The 12458-nt window shown below is 66.2% G+C and carries 13 protein-coding genes; 5 read left to right on the forward strand and 8 right to left on the reverse strand.

What is annotated here, in order from left to right; all coding sequences use genetic code 11:
- Positions 1-15: 15 nt before the first annotated feature.
- The 4 genes from AB0313_RS07125 to AB0313_RS07140 form a co-directional block, all read right to left on the reverse strand.
- Positions 16-1656 (reverse strand): ABC transporter substrate-binding protein, encoded by a 1641-nt coding sequence (locus AB0313_RS07125; RefSeq protein ID WP_141942287.1) that lies wholly within the window; start codon positions 1654-1656, stop codon positions 16-18.
- 250 nt (positions 1657-1906) lie between these two features.
- Positions 1907-3040, reverse strand: a complete 1134-nt coding sequence (gene mnmA / locus AB0313_RS07130) for a tRNA 2-thiouridine(34) synthase MnmA (protein ID WP_141942290.1) — start codon at positions 3038-3040, stop codon at positions 1907-1909.
- A gap of 122 nt (positions 3041-3162) precedes the next feature.
- A complete protein-coding gene (locus tag AB0313_RS07135; RefSeq protein WP_141942292.1) occupies positions 3163-4392 on the reverse strand; it encodes a cysteine desulfurase family protein in 1230 nt (409 codons plus the stop codon).
- Positions 4393-4413: 21 nt separating this feature from the next.
- The gene (locus tag AB0313_RS07140) at positions 4414-5103 is read right to left on the reverse strand and encodes a helix-turn-helix domain-containing protein (protein WP_366304521.1); all 690 of its coding nucleotides are present in this window, start codon (positions 5101-5103) and stop codon (positions 4414-4416) included.
- A gap of 90 nt (positions 5104-5193) precedes the next feature.
- On the opposite strand from AB0313_RS07140, the gene AB0313_RS07145 reads away from it, so the two are divergent.
- Entirely contained in the window at positions 5194-5616 is a 423-nt protein-coding gene (locus AB0313_RS07145) for a hypothetical protein (RefSeq protein ID WP_141942295.1), read from the forward strand.
- Positions 5617-5709: 93 nt separating this feature from the next.
- Here the strand turns inward: AB0313_RS07145 and AB0313_RS07150 are convergent, their stop codons facing one another.
- Complete coding sequence (locus AB0313_RS07150; protein WP_307306736.1) at positions 5710-6354, reverse strand: hypothetical protein; 645 nt, start codon at positions 6352-6354, stop codon at positions 5710-5712.
- A gap of 244 nt (positions 6355-6598) precedes the next feature.
- On the opposite strand from AB0313_RS07150, the gene AB0313_RS07155 reads away from it, so the two are divergent.
- The 4 genes from AB0313_RS07155 to AB0313_RS07170 all read left to right on the forward strand — a co-directional run bounded on the left by AB0313_RS07155 (position 6599) and on the right by AB0313_RS07170 (position 9727).
- On the forward strand, positions 6599-7546 hold the full coding sequence (locus AB0313_RS07155; protein WP_366304524.1) for a J domain-containing protein: 948 nt from the start codon (positions 6599-6601) through the stop codon (positions 7544-7546).
- A 23-nt stretch (positions 7547-7569) separates the two neighbouring features.
- Positions 7570-8037 carry a tRNA (cytidine(34)-2'-O)-methyltransferase gene (locus tag AB0313_RS07160; protein ID WP_141942300.1) on the forward strand — a complete coding sequence of 156 codons (468 nt, stop codon included), beginning with the start codon at positions 7570-7572 and terminating at the stop codon, positions 8035-8037.
- A 213-nt stretch (positions 8038-8250) separates the two neighbouring features.
- The gene (locus tag AB0313_RS07165; RefSeq protein WP_141942301.1) at positions 8251-8859 is read left to right on the forward strand and encodes a sigma-70 family RNA polymerase sigma factor; all 609 of its coding nucleotides are present in this window, start codon (positions 8251-8253) and stop codon (positions 8857-8859) included.
- A gap of 10 nt (positions 8860-8869) precedes the next feature.
- Positions 8870-9727 (forward strand): anti-sigma factor, encoded by an 858-nt coding sequence (locus AB0313_RS07170; protein WP_141946438.1) that lies wholly within the window; start codon positions 8870-8872, stop codon positions 9725-9727.
- Positions 9728-9794: 67 nt separating this feature from the next.
- Here the strand turns inward: AB0313_RS07170 and AB0313_RS07175 are convergent, their stop codons facing one another.
- The 3 genes from AB0313_RS07175 to AB0313_RS07185 are packed head-to-tail and all read right to left on the reverse strand — an operon-like array spanning position 9795 to position 12331.
- Entirely contained in the window at positions 9795-10574 is a 780-nt protein-coding gene (locus tag AB0313_RS07175; protein ID WP_307306731.1) for a PIG-L deacetylase family protein, read from the reverse strand.
- Positions 10575-10578: 4 nt separating this feature from the next.
- Positions 10579-11526 carry an electron transfer flavoprotein subunit alpha/FixB family protein gene (locus tag AB0313_RS07180; RefSeq protein ID WP_366304526.1) on the reverse strand — a complete coding sequence of 316 codons (948 nt, stop codon included), beginning with the start codon at positions 11524-11526 and terminating at the stop codon, positions 10579-10581.
- A 13-nt stretch (positions 11527-11539) separates the two neighbouring features.
- Positions 11540-12331 (reverse strand): electron transfer flavoprotein subunit beta/FixA family protein, encoded by a 792-nt coding sequence (locus AB0313_RS07185; protein WP_141942306.1) that lies wholly within the window; start codon positions 12329-12331, stop codon positions 11540-11542.
- Positions 12332-12458: the final 127 nt, after the last annotated feature.

Below are 12458 nucleotides of genomic sequence, written 5' to 3' on the forward strand. Positions count from 1 at the left end.
ATGGGGGTGGAGTGCTTACTTGGACAGGACGCCAAGGCGGGTCTTGAAGGAGGGGTCAAGGGTCTTCTCGACACCCTTGACGTCAGCCCCCGCTACCAGAAGCTGCGAGCCCTGGAGGAGCGGCAGGGTGGAGAGGTCCTTTGCCACAGCCGTCTGGGCATCCCCGATCAGCTTCTGGCGCTCTGTCTTGTCCGGCGTGGTCAGCTGCTTCTGGATCAGGTCCGTGACAGTGGGGTTCTCGTAGTGGTTCTTGAGGAAGTTGCCCGGGATGAAGAAGGGAGTGAGGTAGTTGTCCGCATCCGAGTAGTCCGGGAACCAACCGAGCTGGTAAACGGGGTACGCGTCAGAGGTGCGTGCCTTGGAGTACGTCACCCATTCGGTAGACTGCAGGTCCACGGTGAACAGGCCCGACTTCTCCAGCTGCTCCTTGACCATGGCGTACTCGTCACCGGAGGACTTGCCGTAGTGGTCCGGGTTGTACTGCAGCTTCACGGTGACGGGCCCGGTAACGCCGGCGTCCGCCAGGGTCTTCTTGGCCTTGTCCACGCTGGGCTTGCCGCTGCCGTCGCCATACATGTCCTTCAGCGGCTGGGTTGCGCCGGGCAAGCCGTCCGGGACCACGGAGTAGGCGGGAACATACGTGCCCTTGTAAACCTGGTCGGAAATGGCCTGGCGGTCCACGATGTCGGCCATGGCCTGCCGCACCGCGAGGGCCTTGGCCGGGTTGGCTTCGGGCGTCTTGGCGCCGAACGGCATGGTGTCGAAGTTGAAGACGATGTAGCGAAGCTCGCCACCCGGTCCCTTGTAGACCTTGACCTTGGAGTCCTTGCCGAGGTCCGCGGCGTCCGTGGCGGTGAGGCTGCGGCCGGCAACGTCGATGTTGCCCCCCTGGACGTCCAGCTTGAGGTTGTTGGAGTCGGCGTAGTACTTGATGACGGCGCTGTCATTGGCCGGCTTGCCCAGCAGTCCGTTGTAGTCCGCATTGGCCTTGAGGCTGACGAGTTCGTTCTTCTTGTAGGAGTCGATCGTGTAGGGGCCGGCGAAGGGCTTGGCGGCGACGATGTCCTCATCGCTCATGATCTTGTCGGCCGGGAAGACTTCCTCGTCCACGATGGGGCCGGTGTTGGTCCCCAGGACGCTGGGGAACACCTGGTCATTTGCCTGCTTCAGGTTGAAGACCACGGTGGTGTCGTCCTTGGCCTCGACCGACTTGAGGTTGGAGAGCAGGGACGCGGGGCCGTTGGGATCGTCGATCTTCATGACGCGGTCGTAGGAGAACTTCACGTCTGATGAGGTCAGGGCGTGGCCGTTGGCAAACTTCAGGTTGGGCTTGAGCTTCACCGTGAATTCGGTGGGAGCAGTGAACGAGGCAGATTCGGCGATGTCCGGGCTGACCTCGGCAGAACCGGGCTTGGAGTTCATCAGGAAGGGGTAGACCTGGTTCATCACCAGGAAGGAGCCTGCGTCGTAGGACCCGGCGGGGTCGAGGGTGACGACCTTGTCCGTGGTTCCGAAAGTGATGGCACCGCCGCCGGCACTGCCGCCGGTGGCCGTTCCACCGCCGCCGCCCGATGGCCCCGTGCAGGCTGTCAGGGCCAGGGCGGAGATGCCTGCCAGCGCGATGGCGCGGTGCAGGCCAGTAGTGCTCTTGATCATCTGTGAACTTTCTTTCCGATGAGTACGCGCACGCCGGCGGTCACAGGTTGATACTCCCAGACGCCGGCGTGCAGTGCTGATCCCTAGATTCAATCAGAGAGTCAGCCCTCGGGACGGCAATTCCTGTGAGTTGAGACACAATATTTTCTCAAAAGTTACCCAGCAGTGCGCCCCGCAAAGGCGGAGGGCGGGCCCGGGCACGGCAACGCACCACCCCCGCGAAACCGTGGCGGTGCTGAAAGTGGTTGGGTTACAGAGCGGCGCGTTGGAGCGAGCGGGCGGTGTCGATGGTGGCCTGGCCCAGCACGCGGCTGCCCTGGTACAACACGACGGTCTGGCCGGGAGCGACGCCCCGCAATGGCGACACCAGGCGGACCACGAGCCGGCTGGCGCCGGTACCGTCAGTGGCGGGTTCCATCCGTGCAGTCGCAGGAACGGGGTCCCCGTGTGCACGGACCTGCGCGTAGCAGTCGAACTCGGCGCCCGTTTCCACCTCGGTGATGGGCAGGCCTGCCCAGGAAACCTTGATACCGCGGATCTCGTCGATCGCCAGCAGCGCCCCGGGACCCACCACCACCTTGTTCTCCTTCGGCCGGATCTCCAGGACGAAGCGCGGCTTGCCGTCGGCGGCAGGAGTTCCCAGCTTGAGTCCACGCCTCTGTCCGACAGTGAAGGCGTTGGCTCCGGGGTGCTCCCCTACCTTGGCGCCGGTCTCGTCCACGATGTCGCCGGTGGTCATCTCGATCTTTTCGGCAAGCCAGCCGGCAGTGTCACCGTCCGGAATGAAGCAGATGTCATGGCTGTCCGGCTTGTTGGCAACGGAAAGGCCCCGCCGCTCCGCCTCCGCCCGCACTTCGGCCTTGGACGGGGTATCCGCCAGGGGAAACATGGAGTGCTTGAGCTGTTCATGGGTGAGGACGCCAAGGACGTAGCTCTGGTCCTTGGCCCAGTCAGCGGCACGGTGCAGTTCCCGGTTGCCGTCCGCGTCCTCGATCACCTTGGCGTAGTGGCCGGTGCAGACGGCGTCGAAGCCCAGCGCAATGGCCTTCTCCAGCAGGGCGGCAAATTTGATCCGTTCATTGCAGCGCATGCAGGGGTTGGGCGTCCTGCCGGCCGCGTACTCGTCGATGAAGTCCTGGACGACGTCTTCCTTGAAGCGCTCGGAGAAATCCCACACGTAGTACGGGATGCCCAGAACGTCGCAGGCCCGCCAGGCGTCGCGGGAATCCTCGATGGTGCAACAGCCGCGGCTGCCGGTGCGGAGGGTGCCGGGCATGCGCGAAAGGGCAAGGTGGACACCGACGACGTCGTGCCCGGCCTCCACTGCGCGGGCGGCGGCAACAGCGGAGTCAACTCCGCCACTCATGGCTGCTAGTACTCGCATGCTGGCTTTCTGTTGGGGTTGCTTGCCTTCCGGAGCCGGACTGCATACCACGGCGGCCGAAACGATGTATGCCTATCCATTCTACGGCGGCAGGCAAATCAGCCCGTCGACGGCGGGAAGGGTCAGGTACCGCGCGAAGCCTGACGCGCCGCAGTACCGGCGGTCTGGATGGAGGACTCGTGCCCTGCCATGCCTGCCTGCCGCGCCCGTGCATACGCCTCCGGCAGCGCCGCAAGCAGGGCATCGACGTCATCCTCCGTGGAAGCGTGCCCCAGGCTGAACCGCTGGGCGCCACGCGCCGTTTCCTCATCAAGGCCCATGGCGAGCAGCACGTGGGAGGGCCGTGGCACGCCCGCCGTGCAGGCCGAACCGGTGGACGATTCAATGCCGGCCAGGTCCAGGAGGAACAGCAGCGAGTCCCCTTCGCAGCCGGGGAATGTGAAGTGGGCATTGCCTGGAAGCCGGCCGCCGCCGGGGGCGCCGCGGAGGACAGCGAGTGGAACGCGTTCACGGACGCCCTCGATCAGCCGCTCCCGCAGCGCTGCAATCCGGGCTGCTTCCGCAGGCAGGGTGGCAGCCACAGCCTCCGCCGCGGCGGCGAAGGCGGCGATGGAAGCGGTGTCCAGGGTGCCGGAGCGGACGTCACGCTCCTGGCCGCCGCCATGCTGCACCGGGGTGAGTTTCACCGACCGGCCCAGCAAAAGTGCACCCACGCCCACCGGGCCGCCGATTTTGTGTCCGCTGATGGACATGGCGTCGAGGCCAGAGTCCTTGAAATGGACCGGCACCGAACCGAAGGCCTGGACCGCGTCGGAGTGCACCGGGACGCCGGCGGCGTGCGCCAACTCTACGACCCTCCGGACCGGCTGGATGGTGCCCACCTCGTTGTTGGCCCACATGACCGTTACCAGCGCCACAGACCCCGGATCCCTGGAAAGCTCAGCTTCAAGGACCGCGAGGTCCAGCACGCCCTGGCTGTCCACCGGCAGCCATGCCACCTCCGCACCTTCGTGGCGCTCAAGCCATTCGACGGTGTCCAGGACCGCGTGATGTTCGACGGCGGAGCACAGGATGCGGCGGCGCTTGGGGTCTTCTGCCACCCGGGACCAGTACATGCCCTTTACCGCGAGGTTGTCCGACTCGGTGCCTCCCGAGGTGAAGATGACCTCCGAGGGATGCGCTCCTGCCGCCGCCGCGATGACCTCCCTCGCATCCTCGACCGCACGGCGGGCGCGGCGTCCCGAGCCATGCAGGGACGAGGGGTTGCCGGTCCGCGCCAACTCGCGCGTCAAAGCGGCGAGCGCGGCACCGGACAGCGGCGTGGTGGCGGCATGGTCGAGGTAGGCGGGCATCCTCAAATTCTATCGTCCCGGCTACGGCGTCTCTGGACCGGAGTCCCCGGCACTGCCCGTGATCCGCGCGCAGCAATGGCCGGATCCGGCAGCCCCGGCCACGCGGTCTTCACTGCCGCCACACCCGACCGCTGCCCCGCGCAGGAAAGCACCGTTCATGTCACACACCACTGCCGTATGTGCCCGTGAAAGCCGGTGGAACGGGCAGTTGGGCAGCTGGTAGCCGCCGTCGCCGTCCGGCTGGGGCTGGTAACCGGCCTCGGCCAGGAATGCCTCGAGGCCGGCCGCCGCTTCTGCCAGTTCCTTTCCCTTTCGGAACGCGGCTGCACGGAGCGTCTCCGCCACAGGGCCGCCACCGGCCTCGGAATCCTCGATGGCGGCTGCCATCAGTTCCCCGGCGAGGTCATAATTCCGGTCGGGCACGGACGCGTTCACTTCGCCGCCCAGCGGCCGGTAAAACTTGGCCGGCCGTCCGGAGCCGGGGCCCGTCCTGCCGGCGGGCTTGCGGAACTCCACGGCCAGCAGGCCGTCCTGGACCAGCTTGTCCAAGTGGAACGAAACGGTGCTCCTTGCCATGCCTGCGGCCTCGGCCACCTCGTCGCGTCCCAGGGGCCGCGGGGATGCGCCCACCAGTTCGAACAGCTGCAGCCTCTTCGCATCCGTCAGCGAGGCCACGGCCGCAATCCTGTCCACCCAAGGGAGTCGGTACATCAGAAGCCTCCACATCCAAAGTCAAGATCTCTTGATTATAGAACGGCAGCTTTCTAAAATTGCATTACCCACTTTTAGAAGGAGCCCATCATGACCTCAGCATCCGCAGTGCCCGCCCAGCATGCATCCGCCAGCCTGCCCGCAGAGCGGCAGGCCTTCCTGCTGCTGCGCACTGTCTTCACCGTTGCGCCCATCCTTTTCGGCCTGGACAAATTCACGAACATCCTGACGCAATGGACCGTTTACCTGGCACCCCAGGCCACCGCCGTCGTACCACTGACGCCCCAGACCTTCATGTACGTTGTGGGCGTCGTCGAAATCATCGCGGGCCTCGCTGTGGCGCTGCAGCCCAAGTACGGCTCGCTGCTGGTGGCCGCCTGGCTGGCGGGGATCATCGTCAACCTGCTACTGCTGGGAAGCTTCTATGACGTGGCGCTGCGTGACTTCGGACTGCTGGTCGGCGCCCTGGCCCTCAACCGACTGGCAACCGGAATCAGCCGCACCACCGCGTAAACGCGGCCGTTCCTCCCCAGCGGGGATGACGAACAGGAAGACCCGCCGGCAGCTGAGCCCTCCAGCCGCCGGCGGCCTTGCGCGGCCTGCCGGCTAGGCGGACGGCGGAAGCAGCGGGAGGTACCGCACCACATCACTGCGGGCTGAAGCGAGGCGCGCCGCATCCGGGCACGACACGGAAATGTATGCAGACGAGCCTGCAGTACCGAAGACCCGGGCCAGTACGGCCGTGGACCGTCCACCGGGAACCGACTGCTCCAAGGCCAGCACCTCCACCTTCCTGCCCGGCTCCTCCGGGGTCCCACCCCACTGCAGATTCTCCGTCTTCAGATAGGAAGGCTGGATGGTCGCGTCCAGGTACTGGAAAAGCGCAACAGTGGATTCCCGGTCTTCCCCGCGCACCAGTGGGTCCTGGCCGGTGCTGACCCTGGCAGAAACAACGCAGCCATCAGACTTCGCGTATTGGCTCGCCCCTGCCACCCTGTCCTTTTCCAGCGTCCAGCCCGGCGCACCTTTCAGTTCGTCAGAGATGCCCACGGGCACTCCGGGCGCCAGCGTGCCGCCGGCGGCGAACGGCAGGTCCCGTGCCGCCACGGCCGCGGCGTCGTGTCCCGGCGTGATGGTGGGAGTTGCCAGCACCGGAGTGCCCGCAGCGGCTGCGGGTGCGGAAGGGTCGCGCACATCCACGCTGCATCCGCCGAGGAACACCGCGCCCAGGCATGCAAGGGCAAGCGGCACTCCGCTGTGCCGGGCCCTGCATGGCCGTCGCGCCGTCGTCGGCATATCCATCCCCACTTTCGCTGCTCCCCCGGGCCGGTGTTCAGGCACGCAGGCAAGAGTCTAGACTCCACTCCCCCGGGAACCCGAAAGGCCCGGGCATTCGTTGTCAGTGCAGGCCAGCCGCCGGTTCTGGCTAGACTGGGCGGGCAGCTGGCTTCCCTCGGGGAGCCAGGAGGCCGCGCATGATGAAAAGGAAGAGTGCTTGACCGAGGGCAACAGCTCCCACTACCAGGTCCTTCGCGTGGCCGTGACCGCCACTGACAAGGAAATCAAGATGGCCTACCGGCGTGCGGCAAGGACTGCGCATCCGGACAAAGGCGGCGATGCCGCAACCTTCCGCCGCGTAACTGCCGCCTACGAAACCCTGATCGACCCGCAGCGCCGCAAAGCGTACGACCGCTCCTACGGATCGGGTACGGTCCGGGACGCTTCGTCCGACGACGGCGCCCACTTTGATGCCCCGGCTGCCGGAAGCCGGGCGTCGGCCACCGTGCGCAGGCCCGGCGGCAGCAGGAACAGCGCCGGCGATCCGCCAATCTACGTTCCGCCGTACGAGTCCGGCGGCGGCTACGTCCCGCTCATTCCGCTGTCCCAGGCAGGCCAGCAGGTGCACGGAATGCCGCGGAAGCGGGGAATCTTTGGCGCGGAGGCCCGCATCCAGCGGGAGATGAGGACAGTCCAGCTCCTGACCCGGCAGGTGCTCCCGGCCATACCCGCTGCCCGGCTCACCAACGGCCTGCAGTCGCCCGCGGACAACAGCCACATCGACCACGCGGTCCTCTCCGGCTACCGCCTGGCGCTGATTAACTCAATGCTGCTCCCCAAAGGGGCCTATGCCTGGGACGGCCGCACCCTCAACCATGGAGGGCGGGCAGTCGCACCACCCCAGCTCACCCACGTGGTGTGGGCCATGCAGGACATCTTTCCGGAGCTGAATGTGACTGGATGGACCGTGGTGCACAGCACCGACGGCAACCTCCACGAACCGGTCATCGACTACCACCGCAGGCCCGCAGGCGCGCTTGAAACTGTCCAAATTGTCAACGCCGCAGGCATGGTGCGCGGCCTGAAGGAATTTTTGTCCTCGGGGCCGGCGCCCAACACTGTCAACGTTCCGGTCCTCGCCCGGCTTCTGCGCGGCATGCACTGACGCCGGGTGGCTAGGATGGGGTGGTGTTCCGCATCCTTTTCCATGAACCAGAAATTCCCGGCAATACCGGCAACGCCATCCGCCTCGCCGCCATCACCGGCGCAGAACTGCACCTCGTGGAACCTCTCGGCTTCGACTTTTCGGACGCCAAACTGCGCCGGGCAGGGCTCGATTACCATGACTTGGCCGTGGTCACCGTACACCGGTCCATAGAGGACGCCTGGCAGCACCTCCAGCCAGAGCGCGTCTACGCCTTCACTTCCGACGGCACCACCAGCTACACAGACGTTGCCTACGCTCCTGGTGACGTGCTGATGTTTGGCCGCGAATCCGTAGGTCTGCCGGCCGAGCTGAAGACTGACCCGCATGTGACCGCCACGGTCCGGCTGCCCATGCTCCCGGCCCTCCGCTCCCTTAACCTTGCCAATGCGGCCTCCATTGCCGTCTACGAGGCATGGCGCCAGCAGGGCTTTGCCGGCGCGAAGCTGTAGCAACGGTATCCAGGGGCGCATCTTCCTGGCCCGGCAATAATTGTCAGGCTGCCACCCATCCATCCTGCCAACCGCACCGAATGCCTTTTGACGACATTCGAGCGGGGCAAGGAGCTGCAGGTGACACTACTGGAGGCAGGATCCAGGCAGAACAGCCGCAGCCGGCACGGCAGTGCTAAAAATACGCCGCCCGGAGACTTATGCTTGAACGTAATGGAAACTCCCAACGCGCCGAATTCCGAGGGCTCCGCCGCGGTGACCGACCCACCTGCCGACCTCAGCAAACGCCTATCGGCCCTGCTGGACGGCATAGCCCGCGGTGACCAGGCAGCATTCGCCGAGTTCTACCAGCTCACTTCCCGCAGGGTCTACGGTATGGCGCGCCGGGTGCTCATCGATCCTGAACTCAGTGAAGACACCACGCAGGAAGTCTTCCTCCAGGTCTGGCAGAACGCGGCGAAGTTCGACCCCCAGGCGGGAAGCCCGCTGTCCTGGCTGATGACCATCTCGCACCGGCGGGCAGTGGACAAAGTCCGGTCAGCCCAATCCTCCACGGACCGGGAGGCAAGGTACGGTGCCAGCACGCAGGACATTGACCATGACACCGTTTCAGACGAGGTGGGCAGCCGACTGGAGGCGGAGGCGGTGGTCCGCTGCTTGGGGACGCTGACCGAAACGCAGCAGGAATCCGTACGGCTGGCCTACTACGGCGGCCTTACCTACCGGGAAGTTGCGGAACGCCTGAACGCAGCGGTGCCCACTATCAAGTCCCGCATCCGCGACGGACTGATCCGATTGAAGACCTGTTTGGGGGTGAGTTGAGATGAGTGGAATGGACGAAGGCCGCAACGGCCGTTCAGGTTCCTTCGGTGACACCGTAGCCATGGACCTTGCGGCGGGCCGCGCTGTGGACCTCGCCGAGCTTTACGCCCTGGATGCGGTAACCGAGCAGGAACGCGACGCCATTGACGTGTATATCTCCACCGCCCCGGAGACCGAACGCCTGGCTTTCCTTGCACGGGTCCGGCAGTCCCGGGAAGCGCTGGCCCGCACATTCCGGGCCGAGGAGGAACCGCCGTCGGACCTGTTTGACCGGATCGTGGCCCAACTGCCCGCGCAGTTCCCCAAACAGGACGGACCGGACGCCGGAAGCACGGCAGCGGCTGCTCCGACGGCCGCGGCTGACGGCCTTGCCGGCCGTGATGAGCTGGCGCAGGCCCGCAAGCGCCGCGAGGAACGCCGCGGCTCCTCCGGGACCCGGCGCTGGCTGGTGGGAGTAGCGGCGGCCGCGGCCATCGCTCTGGGTGGAGTGGGCGTCGGCGCCTACATGGCCGACCAGAACGATCCCGTCAACCAGGTGGCCCGCGCCTCCGACCTCCGCGAGGCTTCGGTGAACGTGGCCGGCGGCGGCAAGGCAACCGTCCTGATTTCCGCATCCAAGGACTCGGCCGTGGTGAAAATGAGCGGAGTTCCCGCGCCCCCTGCCGGCAAGGTGTACCAGATGTGGCTGATCCCCAAGGACGGCTCCGCACCGGTATCGCAGGGGCTGATGGACGAACAGGCCCTCTCCAAGCCCGCGGTGGTCCAGGGCATCCACTCCGCCGCCGCGCTGGGAATCACTGTTGAGCCGGCTGGCGGGTCCAAGGCGCCCACCCTGCCCACGGTGGCGGCAGCCCCACTGGGCGCCTAGCACCAGGCCCTAAAACCGCAGGTGCCCCGTTCCTTGCCAATACAGGGAACGGGGCACCTTTTCAGTATCAGAACCCCGCGATGGTCCCGGGCCCGTTGACCGCCACCACATGGAAGGCTTCCGCGCTGCGCCCGCCGGCCAGGCCCGCCCTGGCAGCGTTGAGCAGCATGCCTTTGCGGACGGTGGCCTCCATGGCCGCCACGTCCGGGTGCTGGCTGACGTGCACGTGGATGGCTGCCAGCTTCGCCTCCACATGGGCGGTGACGTCCACGAAGTGGTTTTCCCGCTCTTCCGGTCCCGCATAAAACCACAGCCACGGCAGCTTGTAGGCCTCCAGCCCGGCTTCTGCCAGCTCCGGGTAGGCAAACGGGTTTTCAAGCGCCGGATACACCGCCCGGGTCACGGCCTCCCCCACGGCCAGATGGTCCGGGTGGCTCTTCTGGATCCGCTGCCAGTTCCGTTCCGGGTGCATGGAAAGGACGACGTCGGGGCGCAACTGCCGGATCAGGCGCACCACATCCTTCATCACCTCGTGGGACGGTTCAAGGTACCCGTCCCGCTGGTGGAGGTAGTGGATGTCGGTGACGCCCACCAGGTCCGCCGCCCGGCGCTGTTCGGCGTCGCGCATGGCGATGATGTCCGCGCGGTGGGCCGGGTCGAAACCGCCCGCGTCGCCGTCGGTCATGATGCAGTAGCTGACCTGCACGCCCGCAGCCGTCCAGGCCGCGATGGTGCCCGCCGCACCAAAATCGATGTCATCCGGGTGGGCCGCAAAACAGAGCACCCGCCCAATCCGGTGCGTGTCCGGATTGAACGGGCTCTGTGCCTTTGTGGTGGAGCCAGTCAAGGAGTCAGCCTTTGCGCTTCTTGATTTCGGCCGTGGCCTGCGGCAAAACGTCGAAGACGTCGCCGATGATGCCAAAGTCGGCGATTTCGAACACGGGGGACTCCGCATCCTTGTTGATCGCGACAATGACCTTTGACGTCTGCATGCCGGCCTTCTGCTGGATGGCGCCGGAAATACCCGCGGAAATGTAGAGCTGCGGGGAAACAGTCTTCCCGGTCTGCCCCACCTGGGCGTCGTGGCTGATCCAGCCTGCATCGGTGGCGGCACGGGAAGCGCCGACGGCGGCACCGAGAGCATCGGCCAGTTCTTCGACCGGACCAAAGTCGCCGTCCATGCCGCGGCCGCCGGCCACCACGATCCGCGCGTCGGTCAGGTCCGGCCGCCCGCTGGCCACCTTCTGCTCGCGTGCGGTGATGCGGGCCGCCGCGGCAACTGCCGGGACCTCCACTGTGGAGGTCGCGGGGCTGGTGGCGGCAGGAGCAGGTTCGGGCGTGACGTTGTTGGCCTTGAGGGTCAGCACCGAAACAGCGGTGGTGGCCTTGCACGCCGTGGTGTAGGAGCCGGCCAGGACAGACTTGTGCGCCGTGCCGTCCGGGTCCACCGCCACGACGTCGGTGATGACCCCGGCGCTCAGCCGGACGCCCAGTCGTGCCGCGATCTCCTTGCCCTCCGGCGAGTTGTCCAGCAGGACAATGCCGGCGCCGGTGTTTTCCGCGGCGGCGGCCAGGAAGGCGGCCTTGGGTGCCACCAGGAACTCATCCAGGTCCTGGGCCGACGGGCGCAGGATGCCAGCCACCCCATACTCGGCGAAGGCGGCTGCGGCGCTGTCGGAGAGCTCTCCATTGAGGGCCACAGTGCTTTCACCCAGGGAACGGGCCAGGGTCAGCAGTTCCAGGCTGCTCTTCTTGAGCGACGCGCCGGGGTTGTCGATGAATACGAGTACGTTTGCCATGTCGATGTCCCTCTTAGAGCAGTTTCTGGGCGGCCAGGAAGTCAACGAGCTTGATGCCGGCGTCACCCTCATCGGTGATGATGGTGCCTGCAGTCCTGGGCGGCCGCTGCTCCGCGCTGGTTATGGCGGTCCAGGAGCCGGCAAAGCCCACCTGGGCGGGGTCCACGCCGATGTCGGAAAGCGACAGGGTGGTGATGCTCTTGCGCTTGGCGGCGATGATGCCCTTGAAGTTGGGGTACCGGGGCTCGTTGATCTGGTCCGTAACGGATACAACGGCGGGCAAGGGTGCTTCCACTGTTTCCGAGTACGTGTCGGCGTCGCGGCGGGCCGTCAGCCGGCCGCCGTCCACCTGCAGCGTGGAAGCAAAAGTCACCTGCGGCAGTCCAAGACGCTCAGCCAGCTGCGCGGGAACAAGCGAGGTCTCGCCGTCGGTGGAGGCCATGCCGGTGAGGACCAGGTCCACGCCACCCAGATGCCGCACCGCTGCAGCGAGCGCAAGCGAGGTGGCCGCGGCATCAGACCCGGCCAGGGCGTCGTCCGTGACGTGGACGCCCTCCGTGGCACCCATCTGCAGCGACTTCTTGACCGCGTTGACGGCTCCGGCCGGGCCCATGCTCAGGGCAATCACCTGGTTGCCCGCTTTGCTTCCGCCCCGGGCCTCGGCCAGCTGCAGCGCGGCCTCCAGTGCATACTCGTCAAGCTCGGACAGAATGCTTTCGTCACGGTCCGTTGTGTGGCCCTCCCCGTTGAGGTGACGGTCGAACTGGGCGTCCGGTACATGTTTGACCAGGACTACGATCTTCAATGTCTCTTCCACTGTGTTTGCAGCAGCCTTCCATGCTTGTGGACAGCCAGCCGGGTGGGTCATGGCCGCGGAGTGCCCGGCAGGCGGGTGCTCCTAGCTAACCACATCGGCGAGCCTGCGTGCCCTC

Source organism: Pseudarthrobacter sp. NPDC080039 (genome assembly GCF_040702335.1).
GTDB lineage: Bacteria > Actinomycetota > Actinomycetes > Actinomycetales > Micrococcaceae > Arthrobacter > Arthrobacter enclensis_A.

Coding starts and splice junctions, on each gene's coding strand:
- AB0313_RS07125 (WP_141942287.1), bottom strand. CDS start 1,656: ATGATCAAGAGCACTACTGGCCTGCACCGCGCCATCGCGCTGGCAGGC.
- mnmA (WP_141942290.1), bottom strand. CDS start 3,040: ATGCGAGTACTAGCAGCCATGAGTGGCGGAGTTGACTCCGCTGTTGCC.
- AB0313_RS07135 (WP_141942292.1), bottom strand. CDS start 4,392: ATGCCCGCCTACCTCGACCATGCCGCCACCACGCCGCTGTCCGGTGCC.
- AB0313_RS07140 (WP_366304521.1), bottom strand. CDS start 5,103: ATGTACCGACTCCCTTGGGTGGACAGGATTGCGGCCGTGGCCTCGCTG.
- AB0313_RS07145 (WP_141942295.1), top strand. CDS start 5,194: ATGACCTCAGCATCCGCAGTGCCCGCCCAGCATGCATCCGCCAGCCTG.
- AB0313_RS07165 (WP_141942301.1), top strand. CDS start 8,251: ATGGAAACTCCCAACGCGCCGAATTCCGAGGGCTCCGCCGCGGTGACC.
- AB0313_RS07170 (WP_141946438.1), top strand. CDS start 8,870: ATGGACGAAGGCCGCAACGGCCGTTCAGGTTCCTTCGGTGACACCGTA.
- AB0313_RS07180 (WP_366304526.1), bottom strand. CDS start 11,526: ATGGCAAACGTACTCGTATTCATCGACAACCCCGGCGCGTCGCTCAAG.